17 protein-coding genes and 2 tRNA genes are annotated in these 19,537 nt (G+C 67.4%); 7 read left to right on the top strand and 12 right to left on the bottom strand.

Translation table 11 applies throughout. From position 1 onward, the window contains the following. Nucleotides 1-3: 3 nt before the first annotated feature. Nucleotides 4-726, top strand: a complete 723-nt coding sequence (locus tag AC1RJ5_RS07170; protein ID WP_493112493.1) for a ribonuclease T2 — start codon at nucleotides 4-6, stop codon at nucleotides 724-726. Here the strand turns inward: AC1RJ5_RS07170 and AC1RJ5_RS07165 are convergent. The 5 genes from AC1RJ5_RS07165 to rpsA all read right to left on the bottom strand — a co-directional run bounded on the left by AC1RJ5_RS07165 (nucleotide 723) and on the right by rpsA (nucleotide 5,101). Further along, a complete protein-coding gene (locus tag AC1RJ5_RS07165) occupies nucleotides 723-1,154 on the bottom strand; it encodes a DUF4112 domain-containing protein (protein ID WP_446745991.1) in 432 nt (143 codons plus the stop codon). The genes AC1RJ5_RS07170 and AC1RJ5_RS07165 overlap by 4 nt on opposite strands. Nucleotides 1,155-1,156: 2 nt before the next feature. Then, nucleotides 1,157-2,620, bottom strand: a complete 1,464-nt coding sequence (locus tag AC1RJ5_RS07160) for an ABC transporter substrate-binding protein (RefSeq protein WP_342250408.1) — start codon at nucleotides 2,618-2,620, stop codon at nucleotides 1,157-1,159. 158 nt (nucleotides 2,621-2,778) lie between these two features. Then, nucleotides 2,779-2,865, bottom strand: a tRNA-Leu gene (locus tag AC1RJ5_RS07155). A gap of 67 nt (nucleotides 2,866-2,932) precedes the next feature. After that, nucleotides 2,933-3,211, bottom strand: a complete 279-nt coding sequence (locus AC1RJ5_RS07150) for an integration host factor subunit beta (RefSeq protein ID WP_184169453.1) — start codon at nucleotides 3,209-3,211, stop codon at nucleotides 2,933-2,935. 177 nt (nucleotides 3,212-3,388) lie between these two features. After that, complete coding sequence (rpsA, locus tag AC1RJ5_RS07145) at nucleotides 3,389-5,101, bottom strand: 30S ribosomal protein S1 (protein WP_184169451.1); 1,713 nt, start codon at nucleotides 5,099-5,101, stop codon at nucleotides 3,389-3,391. Between the two features lie 305 nt (nucleotides 5,102-5,406). On the opposite strand from rpsA, the gene AC1RJ5_RS07140 reads away from it, so the two are divergent. Next, nucleotides 5,407-5,679: a hypothetical protein gene (locus tag AC1RJ5_RS07140; protein WP_184169449.1), complete on the top strand. Its 273-nt coding sequence runs from the start codon at nucleotides 5,407-5,409 to the stop codon at nucleotides 5,677-5,679. A 15-nt stretch (nucleotides 5,680-5,694) separates the two neighbouring features. Here the strand turns inward: AC1RJ5_RS07140 and AC1RJ5_RS07135 are convergent, their stop codons facing one another. From AC1RJ5_RS07135 to aroA, 4 genes are all read right to left on the bottom strand, one after another. Next, nucleotides 5,695-8,082, bottom strand: coding sequence for an HAD family hydrolase (locus AC1RJ5_RS07135; RefSeq protein WP_493112489.1), 2,388 nt, complete (start codon nucleotides 8,080-8,082; stop codon nucleotides 5,695-5,697). Nucleotides 8,083-8,158: 76 nt separating this feature from the next. After that, on the bottom strand, nucleotides 8,159-8,788 hold the full coding sequence (locus AC1RJ5_RS07130) for a (d)CMP kinase (protein WP_269574497.1): 630 nt from the start codon (nucleotides 8,786-8,788) through the stop codon (nucleotides 8,159-8,161). A gap of 59 nt (nucleotides 8,789-8,847) precedes the next feature. Next, a complete protein-coding gene (locus tag AC1RJ5_RS07125; protein ID WP_493112487.1) occupies nucleotides 8,848-9,837 on the bottom strand; it encodes a proline iminopeptidase-family hydrolase in 990 nt (329 codons plus the stop codon). Beyond that, on the bottom strand, nucleotides 9,834-11,159 hold the full coding sequence (aroA, locus tag AC1RJ5_RS07120) for a 3-phosphoshikimate 1-carboxyvinyltransferase (protein WP_269574499.1): 1,326 nt from the start codon (nucleotides 11,157-11,159) through the stop codon (nucleotides 9,834-9,836). Before aroA ends, AC1RJ5_RS07125 begins: the two co-directional genes overlap by 4 nt. 102 nt (nucleotides 11,160-11,261) lie before the next feature. On the opposite strand from aroA, the gene AC1RJ5_RS07115 reads away from it, so the two are divergent. The 5 genes from AC1RJ5_RS07115 to AC1RJ5_RS07095 all read left to right on the top strand — a co-directional run bounded on the left by AC1RJ5_RS07115 (nucleotide 11,262) and on the right by AC1RJ5_RS07095 (nucleotide 15,937). Then, nucleotides 11,262-11,585 (top strand): TIGR02300 family protein, encoded by a 324-nt coding sequence (locus AC1RJ5_RS07115; protein WP_184169439.1) that lies wholly within the window; start codon nucleotides 11,262-11,264, stop codon nucleotides 11,583-11,585. An 83-nt stretch (nucleotides 11,586-11,668) separates the two neighbouring features. Continuing rightward, a tRNA-Ala gene (locus AC1RJ5_RS07110) sits at nucleotides 11,669-11,744 on the top strand. Between the two features lie 188 nt (nucleotides 11,745-11,932). Continuing rightward, nucleotides 11,933-14,200 (top strand): FdhF/YdeP family oxidoreductase, encoded by a 2,268-nt coding sequence (locus AC1RJ5_RS07105; protein WP_493112484.1) that lies wholly within the window; start codon nucleotides 11,933-11,935, stop codon nucleotides 14,198-14,200. A gap of 2 nt (nucleotides 14,201-14,202) precedes the next feature. Beyond that, the gene (gene mobA, locus AC1RJ5_RS07100) at nucleotides 14,203-14,715 is read left to right on the top strand and encodes a molybdenum cofactor guanylyltransferase (RefSeq protein WP_493112482.1); all 513 of its coding nucleotides are present in this window, start codon (nucleotides 14,203-14,205) and stop codon (nucleotides 14,713-14,715) included. Further along, nucleotides 14,708-15,937 (top strand): molybdopterin molybdotransferase MoeA, encoded by a 1,230-nt coding sequence (locus AC1RJ5_RS07095; protein ID WP_493112480.1) that lies wholly within the window; start codon nucleotides 14,708-14,710, stop codon nucleotides 15,935-15,937. The genes mobA and AC1RJ5_RS07095 overlap by 8 nt, the downstream gene beginning before the upstream one ends. Here AC1RJ5_RS07095 and fdhD read toward each other — a convergent pair. The 3 genes from fdhD to AC1RJ5_RS07080 are packed head-to-tail and all read right to left on the bottom strand — an operon-like array spanning nucleotide 15,934 to nucleotide 19,360. Continuing rightward, nucleotides 15,934-16,719 carry a formate dehydrogenase accessory sulfurtransferase FdhD gene (gene fdhD, locus AC1RJ5_RS07090; RefSeq protein ID WP_493112478.1) on the bottom strand — a complete coding sequence of 262 codons (786 nt, stop codon included), beginning with the start codon at nucleotides 16,717-16,719 and terminating at the stop codon, nucleotides 15,934-15,936. The genes AC1RJ5_RS07095 and fdhD overlap by 4 nt on opposite strands. A 48-nt stretch (nucleotides 16,720-16,767) precedes the next feature. Further along, a complete protein-coding gene (locus tag AC1RJ5_RS07085) occupies nucleotides 16,768-18,693 on the bottom strand; it encodes a sensor histidine kinase (RefSeq protein ID WP_493112476.1) in 1,926 nt (641 codons plus the stop codon). Beyond that, nucleotides 18,680-19,360: a response regulator transcription factor gene (locus AC1RJ5_RS07080; RefSeq protein ID WP_269574505.1), complete on the bottom strand. Its 681-nt coding sequence runs from the start codon at nucleotides 19,358-19,360 to the stop codon at nucleotides 18,680-18,682. The genes AC1RJ5_RS07085 and AC1RJ5_RS07080 overlap by 14 nt, the downstream gene beginning before the upstream one ends. Between the last annotated feature and the right edge of the window lie 177 nt (nucleotides 19,361-19,537).

The raw sequence follows: 19,537 nt of genomic DNA, 5'->3' as shown, positions 1-19,537 counted from the left end.
GGGATGCGCAAGCTGCTTCTCGGGATCGCCGGCACCGGGCTCGCGCTGCTGCCGGGCATGGCATCGGCCCAGGCGCTGATGTGCCGCACCGCCGCGGGTGTCGAGCGGCCGCGTCCGGACCTGCCCGATGCAAGGCAGCCGCGCCGCATCCTGCCGATCGGCAGCTATACGCTGGCACTGACCTGGAACCCCGGCCTGTGCCGCGCCGATGCTGCCAATCCGGAGAACCGCTTCCGCTGCAGCCGGAGCGCGCGTTTCGGCTTCACCCTGCACGGCCTGTGGCCCGACGGGACGGGCAAGACCTGGCCGCAATATTGCGCCGATACGCGCATCCTGCCGCCGGCGCAGATCAAGCAGATGCTGTGCGCCACCCCCTCGGCCCAGCTGATCCAGCACGAATGGGCCAAGCACGGCACCTGCACGACCATGTCGCCCGCCACCTATTTCGCCACGGCCAGGCGGCTCTATGACCTGGTGCGCTATCCGGACATGGACCAGCTGTCGCGCGGCAACCTGACCGTCGGCCAGTTCAAGGCGCGCTTCGCTGCCGCCAATCCGAACATTCCGGCCGAGGCGATCCGCGTGACGGTGACCAAGGAGAACTGGCTCGACGAGCTGTGGCTCTGCCTCGACACCGGGCTGCGCTATGAGCGCTGCAAGCCGAACAGCGGCGGGGCCGCGGACGGCGCCGCGCTCAAGATCTGGCGGGGTGGCGGCCGCCGTTAACGGTGGTCGATCGTCGAGGTGCCCGGGTGGTGCCGGTCGAGGTGGCGCTTGATCAGCTTCAGGTTGCGGCTGTTCGACTTGAACAGGAAGTCGGCTGCGTCGCCCACCACGGGCACCAGGCCGATCGCCCAGTCGAAGCCGACATTGCCGAGCATGCGGATCATCGTCGTCTTCGGCATCTTCAGGTTGCGGGCTTCCCAGACGATGTAGAGTCCGAGCAGCGCCGCGATCACGTCGCCGCCGATGGGGACGAGCCCCAGGATCGCGTCGAGGCCGACCTTGGCCTTGGTGCCGGGGATGGGCACGCTGCGCTCGAGCAGATGCTCCATCGCCTCGATCCGCTTGCGGACGTCGGCCGCATGCGTTCCCAGCGGCAGCGCACTCGCCGCCGCCCTTGCCCCCGAAGCCATCCGCGTCGTCTTCGCCACGTTCACCTCGTCTCGTTGCGCAGGTGGTTCAACGGGTGCCACGCCCGGGCGTTCCCCTGCCAGGCCTGCAGCCGCAGCGCGACGATAGACCATCGGAAGGGCTGGGCGATAGGGATGTATGCGATGTCGGCGGTGAGCGCGGCGTCGGCATCGGCGATGCGTGCGGCGCGGGCGTCGAGGTCGGGCGCGTCACGGCCCGCTTCGATCAGCGCCTGGGCCTGGGGCGAGCAGGCCTCGCACGCGGTGGCGACAAACCAGCGGGCGCTGTCATAGGGCGCGACGGCATCGATCAGCCGCAGGTCGGCGGGGGCGTCCTGCGCGACGCGGACCGGGGTCAGCCGGATAGCGTAGAGCGCTTCGGCGATTCGCGACCAGACAAGATTGGCGCCGGGGCCCGAGGGCAGGGCTACCCGTATGGTGACCGGTCCCGGGTGGCTTCGGCGCCAGTTGGCTACGGTATTGCGGGCATTCTGCCGGCGCGCGTCGAGATCGAGCGATGCCCAGGCCGGTTGGGCGGGGGCACTGGCGGAATCGAGCTGGCTGGGCAGCAGCGTCTCGACCGGGGCCCAATCGGGGTGGATCTGACGGGTGAGCGTGGGACGGTCGATCGCCATGGCGATTGCCGCGCGGTTGGCCTGATCTGCGAAGAAGCCCTCGCGCGAGGCGACGGCCAGGCCGAACAACCCGAGTGCGTTGTCGAGCTTCACATTCGGGCCAGCGATGCCGACCACGCCGACCAGGGGCCAATCGACAAAGCTGCCGCCCAGCACCAGGTCGGACTGTCCTTCCCGGAAACGGGCGAGCGCCATCGAGGCGCGCTCGCCGCGGAACTGCAGGGTCTCCTGGGGGCGCGGTGCCGCTGCCTCGTCCGGATCTCCGGGTTCGGGGACGGGCCTGAGCAGCACGCCCGCGCGGTTCTGGGTGGCGCGGAACGGGCCGCTGCCATCGAGCTTGTCGAGCCGGAACACGGCCATCTCCGGCTGGGCGAACAGCTTGAGCAGGTCCGGGCGCGGGCGCTTCAGCCGCACTTCGATTACCTGCGGAGTCATCTCGACGATCTCGTCGATCACCGCGAGGAAGGGGGCGAGCGGATTGCGCGAACGCGGCTGAATGGCGCGGCGCAGGACACGGACGACTTCGCCGGCGGTGACGGCCTCGCCATCGGGCCAGGTCGCGTCGTCACGCAGCCGGAAGATGTAGCTGCGGCCGTCGTCGATCACGATCCAACGCTCGGCCAGGCCGGGCTCGATCTGGCCGGTGGCGTCGAAGCGGACCAGTCCCTGCGCAGCCGCGCCCATCAGCACGCGGTGCGCGGGATCCAGTGGGCCGGTATCGGGATCGGCGAACGTGCTGCCGCTGCCGATGGCGCTCACCACCACGACGGTGTTGTCGCGCCGCTGACCCGCACCGCCGCCACACGCCGCAAGCGCGAGCAGGGGCAGCAGGGCAAGGAAGCTTGGGCGCATCGGGGAATGGATCCGGCTGGGGTATGCTTGGTGTATGGCGCCGCGCATGGGCTGCCAACCCCCGCCGATCCGGCGATGCGATCATGGTCGCCGAGGCGACGGTCGGGGTAATCCGGCCTTGGGGCCCGCTTAGGGTAGCGGGAACGCTGGCTCAGCGCTGGTGCGGACGGCGGGACTCGAACCCGCACGCCCCGAAGGGCAGAAGATTTTAAGTCTCCGGCGTCTACCGGTTCCGCCACGTCCGCATCGTGCAGGCGCACGAAGCGCATGCGCAAAGCATCGTCAAGCACGCGCGCCATCCGGCGCCCGGCGTCAGACGTTCAGCTTGATGCGCATTTCCTTGCCAGGCTTGAAATAGGGGACGCGCTTGGCGTCGACTTCGACCGTCTCGCCCGTGCGCGGGTTACGGCCGGTACGCGCATCGCGTGCGCGGGTGGAAAAGGCGCCGAAGCCGCGGAGCTCGACCCGGCCGTCCTGCTGGAGGCGGCCGACGATCTCATCGAAAAAGACGGACACGATCTTCTCGACCTCACGGACCGAGAGGCCCGGATTGTCCTGCACCAGCAACTGAACCAGTTCCGAGCGGATCATCCGCAACCCTCCCTTTGCGCACACGGACATGCGGATTCCGTGCGAACACCAATCCCTTACGGACTCTCTAGCCCCGTTCAGCAATCTTCATCAAGGCGAAGATTGCTTATTAACCTATGATAATCGGGAATAATCGAGAACGGGGAGCGGTTTTGCCGCTCCCCGTTCCGAAAGGTCTTAGTTCTTCTCGTTGCGGGCCTTGAGGGCCTCGCCGAGAATGTCGCCCAGCGACGCGCCCGAATCGGACGAGCCGTACTGCGCAACAGCCTGCTTCTCTTCGGCGATCTGCATCGCCTTGACCGAGAAGGTCGGCTTCTTCGAACGATCGAAGCCGGTGACCATCGCGTCGAGCTTCTGGCCGACAGCGAAACGCTCCGGACGCTGCTCGTCGCGGTCGCGGCCGAGGTCGGTGCGCTTGATGAAGCCGGTCGCGCCGTCTTCGCCAACCTGCACTTCGAGGCCCGCGTCGCGGACTTCGAGGATGACCACGGTGACGACCTGGTTCTTGTTGAGGCGATCGGCCGAGGCGGTCGAACCGGCAGCGGCAACGCCACCACGCTCGAGCTGCTTCATGCCGAGCGAGATGCGCTCCTTGTCCGGCTCCACGGCGAGAACGATGGCCTTAACGACCTCGCCCTTGCGGTGCAGGTTGAGCGCGTCCTCACCCGAGATGCCCCAGGCGATGTCCGACATGTGGACCATGCCGTCGACGTCGTTGTCCAGGCCGATGAACAGGCCGAACTCGGTGGCGTTCTTGACTTCGCCCTCGACTTCGGTGCCGACCGGGTGGGCAGCGGCGAAGGCTTCCCACGGATTGCCCTGGGCCTGCTTGAGGCCGAGCGAGATGCGGCGCTTCTCGGCGTCCACCTCGAGCACCACGACTTCGACTTCCTGCGAGGTCGAGACGATCTTGCCCGGGTGCACGTTCTTCTTGGTCCAGCTCATCTCCGAGACGTGGACCAGGCCTTCGATGCCCGGCTCCAGCTCGACGAACGCACCATATTCGGTGATGTTGGTCACGCGGCCCGACAGCTTCGCGCCGACCGGGTACTTGGCGCCGGCGCCATCCCACGGATCGCTCTCGAGCTGCTTCATGCCGAGCGAGATGCGCTGGGTGTCGCGGTTGATGCGGATGATCTGCACCTTCACCGTGTCGCCGATGTTCAGCATCTCCGACGGGTGGTTGACGCGCTTGTAGCTCAGGTCGGTGACGTGCAGCAGGCCGTCGATGCCGCCCAGGTCAACGAACGCACCGTAATCGGTGATGTTCTTGACGACGCCGTCGATGATCTGGCCTTCGGCCAGGCTCTGGATGAGGCCCGAACGCTGCTCGGCGCGGGTCTCTTCGAGCACGGCGCGGCGCGACACGACGATGTTGCCGCGCTTGCGGTCCATCTTGAGAATCTGGAAAGGCTGCGGGATGTCCATCAGCGGGGTGACGTCGCGCACCGGGCGGATGTCGACCTGCGAGCCGGGGAGGAAGGCCACCGCGCCCGAGAGGTCGACGGTGAAGCCGCCCTTGACGCGGCCGAAGATCACGCCCTCGACGCGAGCCGACTTGGCGAACTCGGCTTCCAGCTTGTCCCAGGCGGCTTCGCGGCGGGCGCGGTCGCGGCTGAGCATCGCTTCGCCGTTCGCGTTCTCGACGCGATCGACATAGACTTCGACTTCGTCGCCGACCTTGAGGTCAGCCTTCTGGCCCGGCGCGGCGAATTCGCGCAGCGGCACGCGGCCTTCGGACTTGAGGCCGACGTCGATGACCGCGAGGTCGTTCTCGATGCCGGTGACGGTGCCGATCACGACGCGGCCTTCGAAGCCGTCTGCCTGACCGAGGGTCTGTTCGAGGAGAGCCGCGAAATCGTCGCGGCTCGGATTTGCCGTAGTGGCCATAAGGGTTTCAGTTCCTAACAATGTTTTTCCGGCCAGCCGGTTGGATCCGGCGGTCTTTGGGCCAGAGTCGCCGCGGCGGCCGATCGCCGATCGCGGCATCCGTCGCGCAGGAGCAAGCGGAGGAAGGACTAGCCGCCGGTGAAAGCGAAAAGGGCGCGTGAGAGTCAACTCTCCGCGCCTTCCTCCGCGGGCACTGCCCGCCGGACGCGCGCGCCTTAGCGGAAACAGCCCTTATCCGCAAGCATTGCGGAGAAGCGGCCGGGATGCGACGTGCGGGCTTTGGGGCCAGGTTGCAAGGATTCGAGATGGTATACGAGAACGAGCATTTTGAAGGGGTTACGGTAACGCTGGACGGCAATACCTACCGGAATTGCAGCTTCAAGGACGTTCGGCTGCACTATTCCGGCGGACCGGTGGAAATGGCGGAGTGCGGGATGGACCGCTTCTCCTTCCAGTTCGGCGGCGATCTCGCCCAGGGATTGAACACGCTCTACCAGCTGTTCGGCACCGAAGGCATGCTGCAGATCCTGCGCGGCTTCACCGAGCCGGGCGAAGGCGAGGTGGAACTCCGGCGCTAGTGCGAGGGCGGCCGGTCAGGCCGCCACGCGCAGCTCCGCTGCTGCCTTGCGGGCGACGACGGGGCGGAACACCAGCGACAATACCATGGGCTCGGTGCCCGCCGGCGGGGCTGCGATCAGCACGCCGGTGGGACCAGCGCGGAACAGGCCCGGGCTCATCTGCTCCATCGCGTCCGCGGTCGCCTGGGCGGGAACGGTGGACGCGGTCTTGCCGTCCCACATGTCCTCGAGCGGCATGAAGCCGAACTCCTCGACCTGGACCCATTCGCAGATCTGGCCGAGCTGCACCGCGACCACCGGCCGCTGCGGGCCGACCGGCACGCGGACGTGATAATAGCCTTCGGCCGTCGGCCAGGCCGTGAAGTCCATCACCCCCTGCTGCGCGGCACCGGCCAGGATCACCGGCACCTTGATGCCGCCGACCTCGAAATCGGTGGAGCGCAGATCGAGCTTGAAGCGCGAGGCGGTGAAGTTGGCGAGGCTGACCGGCAGGCCCTGGGCCTGAAGCTCCGCCGACATGAACTGGGGCAGCTGATCGTTGTAGAAGGTGAGGCCGCGACGGCGCAGGCCATGCCGGCCGCGCCCCTTGTCGACCAGGGTCACCGACGCGGCGCTGCCCATGTTATAGTCGAAATCGAAGCTCTCGAAGACGCCGACTTCGCCGGCATTGGGCAGGAAGAACAGGCGCGCGAAGCTGGCGGCGGCGGCGCGGCAGCGGCTGTCCAGGTCGTCGGCGCGGGGCGCGCGCACGCGGCTGGGGCCGGCGGCTTCCGAGACGAAGTCGAGACACGCGGCCTGGACCACGCCGCGGGTGGCGTTGCTCGCGGCCTTGGCATCGGTCTTCTCGCGCACCGGCGTGCCATCGGCATCGAAGTCGATCGTCGAGCCCTGTTCGACATTGCAGAGCTGCTCGAGCACCACGATCGAGCGCGACAGCGCATGCAGCGTGCGATAGTCGAAGTTGCGGACATCGATCATGCCGCGCTTGTCGAGGCCCGACTGGCGCTTCTCGCGCAGGAAGATGTAGCGGCCACTGACGCTGACGTTCATCGCCTCGGCGAGGATCGGGGTCAGCAGGTTCTGGACCGTGCCGTTATAGCCGATATCGACCAGCATCACCGCATCGCCCCGCTCGACGCCGGCGGCGGAGAGATGCGCGACGATCTTCTTGAGGAAGGCGTTGCGGCGGGTGAAGATCTTGCGCTGGATGTCGCGATCCTTGCGCACCCACTTCACGAACGCCTCGCGCTCCACCTTGGCCGCGTCGGCATCCGTCGCCTTGTCGTATTTGGCATATTCGTGGCTGAACAGCATCAGCTGGCGCGCCAGCGAGCGGACCGGCAGGCGCTCGGTCCATTCCTCGAGATAATGGTCGAGGAACTTCTCGTCGGCGATGCTGCCGCGCAGCGCGACGAAGCGGCTGATCTCGACCGTGCTGGCGCCCATCTCCGGATAGAGCGCGTCGAATACCTTCCAGGGCAGATAGCCGTCGCGCATCACGAACAGCGGGCGGACGGGCTTGCCGGCCTTGGCGCTGGCTTCGTCCAGTTCGTTCTTGAGCCAGTGCGCGAAGGTGGCGAGGCCCGGGCCGACAATGTCGTGCCCGAGCATATAGGCAGGATCGTCCGAGCGGCGCATCGCGATCTGGGCGCGGTGGGGCTGGGCGACGGGGCGAGTGATGCCGCATTGCGGATCGAGCATCAGCGCGGTCGCCGCCTCCATGCGCAGCCGCGCGGCGGCATCGGCGTCGAACTGGACGAGATGCGCGGCATGCAGGCCATGCTCGATCGCGGAATCATAATCGGCGGCGCGATTGTCGCCGACATGCAGGATCTTGTCGGGCGAGACGCCGAGCGCCTCGAGCACGTGCGGGAACAGCCCGTCGCGCTTGCCCTCGCCATAGGCATTGGAGACGAAAACCTGATCGACCAGCGCCAGCACGTCGTCGCCCGCGGCACCGGCGACGTGCGCGCGCAGCTGGGCCTCGGTCAGGTACATGTCGGAGACGAGGATCAGCTTGAGCCCGCGGCGCTTGGCCTCGCGCATCAGCGCGACGGTGGGAGCGAAGGCGAAGGCGTGATTCGCCTCGATCGCCAGCTCGCGGCCGATCGCGGCCTCGATCTCGGCGTCGTCGGCATTGCCCAGCATCTCGCGATAGATGTCGGTGAGGCCCACTTCGCGGGCGCCGGTACGCAGATAGGCGCGCTTGCGGGCATGCGATTCGGCCCACATGCGCGGCTCGACGCCGCCGCCGGTGAACTCGATATCGGCGAACACGTCGGTCGGCGCATGGGTGTTGCGCCAGATCAGCGTGTCGAAGCAATCGAGCGACAGGACTTCGATCCCGTCAGGCGCCTGGTCGAGCAGCTCTGCGATCTCGAACGCGCGCACCGTCATCTGCATGGTAATCCCCCGGGGTTCCTCCGGGACAATACTGAGCAGTCATGGTTATAAAGGCGTTAACCAGAATCGCGCGGTCTCAGGCGGCCGAGTTGGTCTTGCTCTCGACGATCGCGATCGCGCGCTGCACGGCGGCGTCGATCGAGAGGAAGCTGGTGTCGAGCAGGGCCGCGTCGGGCGCCTGGAGCATCGGCGCCTCGCTACGCTTGGAATCGCGCTCGTCACGGGCGCGGATGTCGCTGAGCACCTTGTCGAGGCTGGTGAGCACGCCGTTCTTGCGCAGCTCGAGATGGCGGCGCTGGGCGCGGATCATCGGGGTCGCCTTGACGAACAGCTTCACATTGGCGTCCGGTGCGATCACCGTGCCGATGTCGCGCCCGTCGAGCACCGCGCCGCCGGGCTGGCGGGCGAATTTCTTCTGGCGATTGAGCAGCGCGGCGCGGACCAGCGGGTGCGCCGACACGACCGAGGCGACCTTGCCCACCTCGTCGGTGCGCAGCCAGGGATCGTCGAGCAGATAATCCTCGAAGCTGCAGGCCGAGACGGCATCGGCTTCCTTCGACGGATCGAGATCCTCGCGCAGCACGGTGGCGGCGACGGCGCGATAGAGCAGCCCGGTATCGAGATGCGGCAGCCCGTAATGCTGCGCGAGGGCGCGCGCGATGGTGCCCTTACCAGAGGCTGCCGGTCCGTCGACTGCGATGATCATATGCCCGAGCGTTCGCGGCACGCGGGCGCGGCGTCAAGCGATTCGGACATGAATCGGCATCAAATACCGTCGTGACGCGCCATCCAGTCGCGCAGCAGGGCAAGATAGGCCTCGGGTTGATCCGACAGGATCGAATGGGCCGACCCCATCACTTCCTTGAAGGTGGCGCCGGGCACCCGCGCGGCGAACTTCGCGACGGTCTCGGGCCGGGCCTCGTCATATTCGCCGCAGACGAACAATGTCCTGGGGCCATCCAGCTTCCCGAGCAGCGGCTCGCCGTCATAGTCGCGCAGCGTGCCGGTCGAGACGAACTCGGCCTTGCCCCACATCCGGTTGTAGAGCGTATCGCCGGCGTCGCGCGGTGCCCTGGCACGGTATTCGGCGATGCCGTCGGCGCGCTTCGAGCGGATCACGTGGCGGCGGTAGAAGTCCCAGGTCGCGGCCTCGCAGGTCGCTTCCGGGGGCGGGGCGGCGGTGTCGCACTTCTCCAGCGTGGAGCGGACTTCGGCCGGCATCCGCGCGCGGAGCAGATTGGCGTCGGCGATCCAGCTTCTTGTCGAGACCAGTGGGGACTGGACGATCAGGCTGGCGGTGCCGGGCCGCCGGCGGGCGCCATATTCGATCGCGAGCGTGCCGCCCCAGCTGCCGCCGCCGACATGCCAGCGGGTGATGCCGAGCGCGTCGCGGATCCGGTCGATCTCGTCGACGAAGCGCTCGACCCGCCAGTTCTTCGGATCGAGCGGGGCGTCCGAGCGGCCGCTGTCGAGCTGGTCCCACAGGATCACCGCACGCTCGCCGGCGAGCGCGGTGAGGGGCAGGAGCCCCGAATGGTCGCCGCCGGGGCCGCCATGCGCGTAGATCAGCGGCGGGCGCGGGCCCTTGAGGTCGCCGTTGATCCGGACATAGACGCTGCCGCCCTCGACCGGGACCATCAGCTCCCGGTCCGGCGTGAACCGGATATCGCTGCCGGCAATCCGTGCCCAGGCGGGCAGGGTGATCGCGCCGGCGGCGAGGCCGCCGAGGAAAGCGCGGCGGCCGATCGGGGTCATGCGGTCAGGCTGTCCAGCACGTCGAAGAATGCGGGATAGCTGGTCTGGACCGGCGCGACATCGTCGATGGCGATCGGCGCGGCGGCGGCCAGGCCAGCGACGGTCATGCTCATCGCGATGCGGTGGTCGAGCTTCGAGACCGCCGCGCCGCCACCCGGGATCGGCGCGCCGCCGGTGCCGGTGATCGCCAGGCCGTCGTCAAACTCCTCGAGCACCACGCCATTGGCTTCGAGCGCGGCGCGCATCGTCGCGATCCGGTCCGATTCCTTGACGCGCAGCTCATGCGCGCCGCGCGCCACGGTGCGGCCCTCCGCGACCGAGGCGGCGACGAACAGGATCGGATATTCGTCGATCATGCTCGGGGCGAGCTCGGGCGGGACCTCGATGGCCTTGAGCGGGGCATGGCGGACACGCAGGTCGGCGACCGGCTCGCCGCCGACTTCGCGCGAATCGACCGCCTCGATCGACGCGCCCATCATGCGCAGGGCCTGGATCAGGCCGGTGCGCGTCGGGTTCATGCAGACATTGGCGATGGTGATGTCCGAGCCCGGCACGATCGAGGCGGCGACCATCCAGAAGCCTGCCGAGGAAGGATCCCCCGGCACGACGATGTGCTGCGGCTTGAGTTCCGCCTCGCCGCGAATCGAGATGATCTTGCCCTCGGGGCTGTCCTCGACGGTCAGCTCGGCGCCGAAGCCCTTGAGCATGCGCTCGCTATGGTCGCGAGTCGGCACCGGCTCGATGACGCGGGTGATGCCCGGGGTGTTGAGGCCGGCGAGCAGCACGGCCGACTTCACCTGGGCGGAGGCGACGGGAAGGGTGTAGGTGATCGGCACCGCGGGATTGATGCCCCGCAACATCAAGGGGAGCCGGCCGCCCGGGCTGGCCGTGATCTCGGCGCCCATCTGGCTGAGCGGCTCGATCGCGCGACCCATCGGGCGGCTGGAGAGCGATGCGTCGCCGGTGAAGGTCACGGTGATCGGATGGCTGGCCACGAGCCCCATCAGCAGGCGCGTCGAGGTGCCCGAATTGCCCATGTCGAGCGCACCCTCGGGCTGGAGCAGTCCGCCGACTCCGACTCCGTTGACCGTCCACACGCCGTCTTCGCCGCGCGTGATCGTCGCGCCCATCGCGCGCATCGCCGCCGCGGTGGCCAGCACATCCTCGCCCTCGAGCAGCCCTTCGACCCTGCTTTCGCCGACCGCGAGCGCCGAGAACATCAGCGAGCGGTGGCTGATCGATTTATCGCCGGGAACGGTGACTCGGCCCTTCAGCGGACCACGGGAGGAGACGGCGAGCGGGCGGGGCGTGGCGGTAGACATAACGCGCGGCTTTGACAGCGCCCTTGCGGCATGGCAAGGCGCGCCCCACTTTCCGGGACAACATCCCGAAATCCGAGATTTTGAAAGGCGAAGAGGCAACACATGGTGAAGCCGGAATGGGGCACCAAGCGCGCGTGCCCGAAGTGCGGTACGCGCTTCTATGATCTGACCAAGGACGAACCCGTCACCTGCATCAACTGCGGCTTTGCATGGGATCCGGAGCCCATCCTGAAGTCGAAGCAGCCGCTTCCCTTCGAGATGGTCAAGAAGGACGGCGAGAAGCCCGAGACCGAGGACGGTGATCTCGGCGACGAGGATCTGGACATCGGCGACGACGACGAGGAGCCCTCGGCGGACGACGACGTTGATCTGGGCGGCGACGACGACCTGGGCGTCGAGACCGGCGGCGACGACGAAGAGCAGTAATTTCCGGGAAAATGGCAAGGGTCGAAAAAAGGCCCTTGCCAGACCCGAAGGGCCCATCTAGAGGGCCCGTCTCCCGAGGAAATGGGGCCGTAGCTCAGCTGGGAGAGCGTCGCAATGGCATTGCGAAGGTCAGGGGTTCGATCCCCCTCGGCTCCACCATTCCCTCCTTGTTTTCCAGCATGATGTGATCGCGCCGCGAGGCGCCCCGTGCCGGGCGGCCGGCGCAGCGATGCTGGGCTCGCGTTCCTTCCTCGCGACATTCCCATACCTTTGTTTCTCCTGCTCGGTCGCGCACGATCGGCTAGCTGTGCTAGAGCATCGATGCCGGGCGGGACGGAGTGAAGCGAATGGGCGAGAGCAAGCCACGGTACAAGCGCTACGACCATCCCGCGGGCGGCTGGGGCGCGGCGGCGGCCACCGCCAAGGTGCTGCTCGAACAGAGTGTCGTCACCAAGGGATCGCGTGCGCTGCTCTCGATGAACCAGCCCGGGGGCTTCAAATGCCCGAGCTGCGCCTTTCCCGATCCCGAGTGCAAGAAGACGCTCGAATTCTGCGAGAACGGCGCCAAGGCGCTGGCCCACGAGGCGACCAAATTCCGGGTCACCCGCGATTTCTTCGCGCAGCACAGCGTCACCGCGCTCAACGAACAGTCCGATTACTGGCTGGAGATGCAGGGCCGGCTGACCGAGCCGATGCGCTATGATTCGGCGACGGATCATTATGTGCCGGTATCGTGGGACGATGCCTTCGCGCTGATCGGCGATCACCTGCGCCGGCTCGACAGCCCGCACCACGCGGAATTCTACACCTCGGGCCGCACCCCGAACGAGGCGGCGTTCCTCTATTCGATCTTCGTGCGCGAATTCGGAACCAACAATTTCCCGGACTGCTCGAACATGTGCCACGAGCCGACCAGCCGCGGCCTGCCGCCGGCGATCGGGGTGGGCAAGGGCACGGTGATCCTCGAGGATTTCGAGCATACCGAGGCGATCTTCATCATCGGGCAGAATACCGGCACCAATTCGCCGCGGATGATGACCAACCTGGTCGAGGCGCGGAAGCGCGGTGTGCCGATCGTGGTGGTCAACCCGATGCCCGAGCGCGCGCTGATCAAGTTCACCGAGCCGCAGGACGTGGTGCAGATGGCGACCTTCGGCTCGACGCCGATCGCCAGCGAGTTCGTCCATATCCGCATCGGCGGTGACCTCGCCTTCCTCAAGGGCATGATGAAGGTGATGTTCGAGCGCGAGGATGCGGGCGAACCGATCCTCGACCGCGCCTTCCTGGCCGAGCATGTGGTCGGGCTCGACGAACTGCGCGCCGATGTGATGGCGCAGGACTGGGAGGAGATTGTCCGCGTCTCGGGGATCGAGGAGGCGCAGATTCGGCGCTGCGCCGAGGTCTATATCCGGTCGAAGGCGACGATGATCTGCTACGGCATGGGGCTGACCCAGCATCAGCTGTCGTCGCGCCTGCTCCAGCAGGTCGCCAATATCCTGCTGCTCAAGGGCAATTTCGGCAAGCCCGGCGCCGGTATCTCTCCGATTCGCGGCCATTCCAACGTCCAGGGCGATCGCACCGTCGGCATCGACGAGAAGCCGAGCCAGGCCTATCTCGACCGGGTGCGCGAGGTGTTCGGCTTCGAGCCGCCGCGCGAGCATGGCCATCACACCGTCGAGACGATGGAGGCGATGCTGGACGGCACCGCCCGTGTGTTCATCGGGCTGGGCGGCAACTTCGTCCGCGCGGTGCCCGATACCGACCGCGCCTATGCCGCGATGCGCAAGCTCGACCTGACCGTGGGGATCGCGACCAAGCTCAATCGCGGGCACCTGATCCACGGCAAGGATGCGCTGATTCTGCCGGTGGTTGCGCGTTCCGAGCGCATCGAGACCGAGGCCGGCGAGCAGTTCGTGACGATCGAGGATTCGATGTCGAACGTCACCGCGTCGCGCGGGGTGCTCGATCCGGCGAGCCCGGACTGCATGCCCGAGGTGGAGATCGTCTGCCGCATGGCGATGGCGACGCTGCCGGCCTCGAAGGTCGATTGGGCGAGCTATATCCATGACTATGGAGCGATCCGCGACAAGATCGCCGAGGTCTATCCGGAGATCTATGCGGCCTTCTCGGAGAAGATCCGCAATCCCAAGGGCTTCCACCTCGACGTCGCGCCGCGCCGGCTCGTCTGGAAGACGCCGAACGGCAAGGCGAACATGCTCGTCCTGCCGGGACTGGACGTCGACACGCCGGTCGACGATCCGGAGATGCTGCGGCTGGCGACGGTGCGTTCGCACGACCAGTTCAACACGACGATCTACAGCTATTCCGACCGCTATCGCGGGGTCTACAACGACCGGATGGTGCTGTTCATGAACGCCGAGGATCGTGCCGCGCGCGGGCTCGAGGCGGGCGCGAAGATCGCGCTGGAGACGATCAGCAGCGACGGCTTGGCCCGGCGCGTGGAGGGGCTGACCGTGCTCGACTATGCGATGCCGCGTGGTGCGGTGGCGGGCTATTATCCCGAGCTCAACCCGCTGCTGCCGCTGGATCATTACGACAGGATCAGCGGCACGCCCGCCGCCAAGTCGATCCCGGTTCGCGTCGTTACGGGTTAGCCGTGCGGATATCGGGTGCCATCCTGGCCGGGGGCGAATCGCGGCGCTTTGGATCGAACAAGGCAGCGGCAGTGCTGGAGGGGCGCGCGCTGATCGACTGGGTGCGGGAGGCGCTGGCCCCGCAGGTCGATGCCCTGCTGCTGTGCGGGCCGGAGGGATTGGCGGACCGCCCCCTCGGTCGGCTTGGGCCGCTGGCGGGGATCAACGCGGCACTGCACGCGGCGCAGGGCTTCGACGCAGTCCTTAGTGTGCCGTGCGATGCGCCGTTGCTGCCGCCCGACTTGCGCGCGCGGCTGGAAGCGGCGGGCGCGCCTGCCTTTGTCGAGGATGCGCCGGTGATCGGGCTGTGGCCGGTCGCGATGGCCGAGATGCTGGACGAACACCTGACCGGCGAGGATCGCTCGATGCGCGGCTGGGCGCGGCGGCTCGGCGCGCGGGGCATCAGCCTCGAGCGGCCGATCCTCAACGTGAACACGCCGGAAGACCTGGCGCGACTGGCCGGGCGCAATGGCTGAACGGCGCCCGCGGCCGAGTGTCGATGCCGCGCTGGACATGATAGAGGGCATGGTATCGCCGCTTGGTTCGGAGACCGTCGCGGCAGCGGACGCGTTGGGCCGTATCACCGCCGAGCCCGTGATTGCCGCGCTGGACGTACCCCGGTTCGCAGCCTCTGCGATGGACGGGTTTGCGGTACGCAGCGTCGATGTCCTGGCCGCGACCCGGGAGTTCCCCGTCGATCTCCCGCTGGGAGCGCCCGTGCCCGCCGGCAGCGCGGCGGATGCCTTGGCGGCGGGACACGCGGTGCCGATCAGCACCGGTGCGCCGCTTCCGGAAGGGGCCGATGCAGTCCTCGTGCGGGAGCTCGGCGAGATTGTACGAAGCGAAGAAGGTGCGCGCCTTCGGGTTCGCGGGGCGATCGACAAATGGCGCAACGTACGTACCCGGGGCGAGGACATGGCACGCGGAGGCCAACTGATCGGTGCCGGCCATCTGATTACCGCCGACGCGATTGGCGCGCTGGCAGCCTGTGGGATCGAACGGCTCGCGGTCCGGCGCATGCCCCGGATCGTGCTTGTCTCCTCCGGCAGCGAATTGGCCACAAGCTCCGCGGCGCTCTCCGGCGAGGCCAAGGTCATCGACAGCAACGCGCCGATGATCCTTGCGACCGCGAGAAGCCTAGGCCTGCCGGTGCGATTCCAGGGGCGGATGGCAGATACGCATGAGGCGGTGACGGCGATGCTCGACACGGTCTTCGCATCCGGCGACGCGGACATCGTGATCTCGACAGGCGGGGTGTCCGTTGGAGACGTCGACCTGGTCCGCGCCGGACTGGAGGCGCGGGGCGCGACCCTATGCTTCCACGGTGTCCAGATGCGCCCGGGCAAGCCGCTGCTGTTCGCGAAACTGCCTGACGGGCGGCCCTATTTCGGCCTGCCAGGCAATCCGGTGGCGGCATTCGTCGCTTTCCGCTTCTTTGTGATGGCGGCGGTCCGGCGGATGCTCGGCTTGCCGCGTGAGGCGGCTGAGTTGGTCTCGGCGAATGCGGAACCGCGCGAAGGCACCACCCTGTTCCTGCGCGGCCGGCGCATGCTCGATGCGGAAGGGCGCGTGCGGATCGATACCGGCCTCGACCAGCGCTCGCATGTCCTGAGCAGTGTGGTGCATGCCGATCACTGGCTCCGCGTCTCGCCGGATGCGCCGCGCTTCCTGGTCTATCCCAAGCTGCCGCTACTCTAGGGATGGGCCGCCAGCAGGGCGTCGCTGCGGACCAGCACCCGCAGGCGCAGCCTCGCCCCGGCGGCGCGATCGATCGCCAGAGTCGTGGGGGCGGATATGGTCGCCAGCATCGGGCAGTTCGCCAGCGCAGCCTTCTCGACCAGCTCATAGGAGCAGCGTGAACTGAGCAAGGCGAAGCCGCCGTCCCAGCCGCGCCCGGCGCGGGCCATCGCGCCGATCAGCTTGTCGAAGGCATTATGGCGCCCGACATCCTCGCGGACCAGCCAGGGCTCTCCGTCCGCCGAGCAGGCGGCCGCGGCATGGGCCGAGCCGGTGGCGTGGTTGAGCACCTGATGCTTGGGCAGCGCCGCAAGCGCGGCGAAGCATGCGGCGTCTTCCGCCAGGCAGGGCTGCGACACCTGTGGGAGCGGGCGCAGCGCCTGTTCGAGATTCTCGATTCCGCAGAGCCCGCAGGAGGAATCGCTCGCGCGGTGGCGGACGCGATCGGTGATCCGGCCCGCCACTTCTGGCGCCAGCTGGATGCGCAGGATGAAGCCTTTCTCGGCCCGGAAGCTGTCGACATCGAGGATCTGCTCGGCCCGGTCGATCAGCCGCTCCGAGAGGGAGAAGCCATAGGCAAGGTCGATCAGGTCGGCCGGCGTCGCCATCAGCACGGCATAGCCGATGCCCTGATATTCGAGCGCGACCGGGCATTCCTCCGCGATGTCCCGGTCCGCCGGGCCCTGTTCGCCGGCGCGGGCGATACGCAGGAGCGATCGGCTTTCATATCCCGTCTGGGTCATGGGGCAGAGGTATCAGCGGCGGTTGCGGCCCGGAACCCCTTCTTCCGTTTAGTGGGCGGCACTTTGCTGCGGCGCCGCTCCCTCTACCGGCAGCAGCAGCGTAAAGCGGGTACCCTGCGGTCCGGACAGCAGCTCCACCCGGCCGCCGATCACCTCGGCGCGGCGCGCCTGGTTACCCAGGCCGCGGCCCGCGCCCGTTGCCGCCACGTCGAAGCCCTGGCCATTGTCGGCCACGCCCACGCATACCCATCCGTCCCGTACGCCGGTGGTGACGATGATCTCGCTGGCCCCGGCATGCTTGATTACGTTGGTGAAGGCCTCCTGCAGGATGCGCAGGATGTGGAGCGAGTGGCGCTGGTCGAGCCAGCCGAGAGGCGGCACGTCACGTACGTCCCAGCGCAGGCGGATGCCGGTCGATTCCAGACGAGGCTGGAGGCGGAAGCGCAGCGTGCCGAGCAGGAGGAGAAGATCGGTCTCCACCGGCTCCATCGAGTCGATGGTGAGCTTGAGGTCGTCGATGCAGCCCTTGAGCAGCTGGGCGATGTCGGCCTCGTCGATATGGCCATGCTCGACCATGCGCAGCGTGCTGACGAGCGACGAGCCCAGCCCGTCGTGCATGTCCTGCATCAGCCGCTGGCGCTCCTGGAACAGCACTTCGCGGCGCTCGACCTCGCGCAGTTTCTGGTGGCTGGCGGTGAGCTCCGCCTCGCGCTCGGCCAGGCTGCGGACGAGCACGACATTCGCTTCCCCCACCGCCTTCATCGCCTTGAGATAGCGGCTCAGCATGATCTGGCAGAAGACGATGATCAGCGAGATCTGGGCGTAGAAGGAGACGAACAGGCTCTCGATGTTGATGATGTTGTTCTGGAGCAGCATGTCGCGCGCGCCGAGGATGAACGAGAGCAGGCCGCAGATCGCCAGCCCGGCACCCTCAAGCGTACCGGCCCGGCGGCTCCAGAGGATGTGAAGGGCGAAGGTGACGGAGCCGACCGCCACCATGGTGATGTACATAAGCGGCGAGATGATCGTGGCGTCGGTCGTGCCTTCGAACAGCGGCAGGGTGATTGCGCCGAAGCCCACGCACATCAGGGCGATGATCCAGGTCAGCACGCGGACATGGTGGTGATGGAGGGCCGTCAGGAAGAGGTGGGTGATCAGCACCGTCCAGCCCACGGAGTTGACCGTGATCCAGCCGAACCACGCGTCGGACACCGGCAGGCGGTCCGCCCCCATATAGGCGTGCATCACGCGCAGGAAGGTCGCGACCGTCATCACCGCATAGAGCAGGTAGAGCGTTTCGCGCCGCGAACGCAGCCAGATCAGGAAGGCGAACACCCCAGTCGCAAGGAACAGCGCCGAGCTGATATAGGGCAGCTCGGCCTGAAAGAAGGCGCGCATGTAGTAAGCGGCGCCGAGCTGGCGATAGTCGCCGATCCACAGGGTGGAGAGTGCTCCGCCGATGCCGCGGACATGGCGGATGCGGATCAATATGTCCTTGGGCGGCGTGCTCTCGGCCGCTTCCTCGAGGGGGATCCACAGCGGGCGATTCGAGCCGTTCCACTGGAGATTGGCGTGGGTCTGATAGAAGAGCCGTCCGTCGATATAGATGGCCAGCTCGCCATCGGTCTTCCAGCGTGGGACATAGATATAGGCGCCGGCCGGTGCGGCCTGCTCCGGGCCGAGGGTAAAGTGATACCAGCTCGTCTGGGTGGGCAGCAGGCCGGCATCGCCCGAGCCCGGCACCATCCTCGGGCGCGGGGCATGGGGGAGGGGGACCTGTTGCCACTGGCCGGGCAGCGCGCGCCAGTCCTGAGTGCGCGAGGGTGGCGGATAGCCCAGCGTGTCCTGCACCAGCAGATCGGCACTGGTCAGGTGGATCCCCCGGGGGCGCGATCCGTAGTAACAGGCGAGCAGCACCAGCAGCGCTATCCCGGTATAGACGAGGATAGCGCGCAGGGTCCTAGAGGATACCATGGTTGCGGGCCTCGAAGATGGCTTCGGCCTTCGAGGTGACCTCCAGCTTCTGATAGATGCGCCGGACGAAGGTCATCACCGTGTTGCGCGAGACCTGCATCAGTTCGGCGATCTCGTCATAGCTGAAGCCCTTGGTGATCAGTTCCAGGGCCTCGCGCTCGCGCGGAGAAAGCGGGTTGGCGATCGGCGTGACTTCCGCCAGTGCCGCAGCCGCCGGTACCGGCTCGGCGGGGCGGAAGCGCAGCAGGATCTGGCGGGCGATGCGCGGGCTGATCGGGCTGCCGCCGGCATGGAGCGCGCGGATCTCGTCGGCGATCTTCTCGGCCGAGCTGTCCTTGAGCAGGTAGCCGGCCGCGCCCGCCTCGATCGAGGCAATGACGTGCTTCTCGTCGGCGAAGGTGGTGCTGACCATGATCCCGCAATCGGGCCAGGCATCATGCGCGGCACGGATCACCTCGATCCCGGACCCGTCGGGCAGGCCGAGATCGACGACCAGCACGTCGAGCGGATCGCCGGCAATCATCCTGCGCGCCTGGGCGACATTATGCGCCATGCCGACCAGATGCATGTCACCGGAGCTGCGCACCGCTGCCGCGAAGCTGTTCTGGAAGGCGATGTCGTCCTCCACCAGCGCGACCTTGAGCAGCGGCGGAGTGGAATCGGCCATTCGGGCGTCCTGAAGCGGCCCGCCTCCAGCGGCGCGGCCAGAGCGGCGATCGGATGGGCGTGTCGCCACGCCCGGCTTTCGCGATTGTATCATCGGATACGCCCCGACCTTGTCCCTATAAATAGCGACATACTCAATATTTCGGGCTCGTTACAATTTGTTCCGGAACCCTGGCTG

The sequence above is a fragment of the Sphingomonas sp. GW822-FHT03G08 genome (genome assembly GCF_058801135.1).
This window is presented reverse-complemented; position numbering and strand designations above follow the sequence as displayed.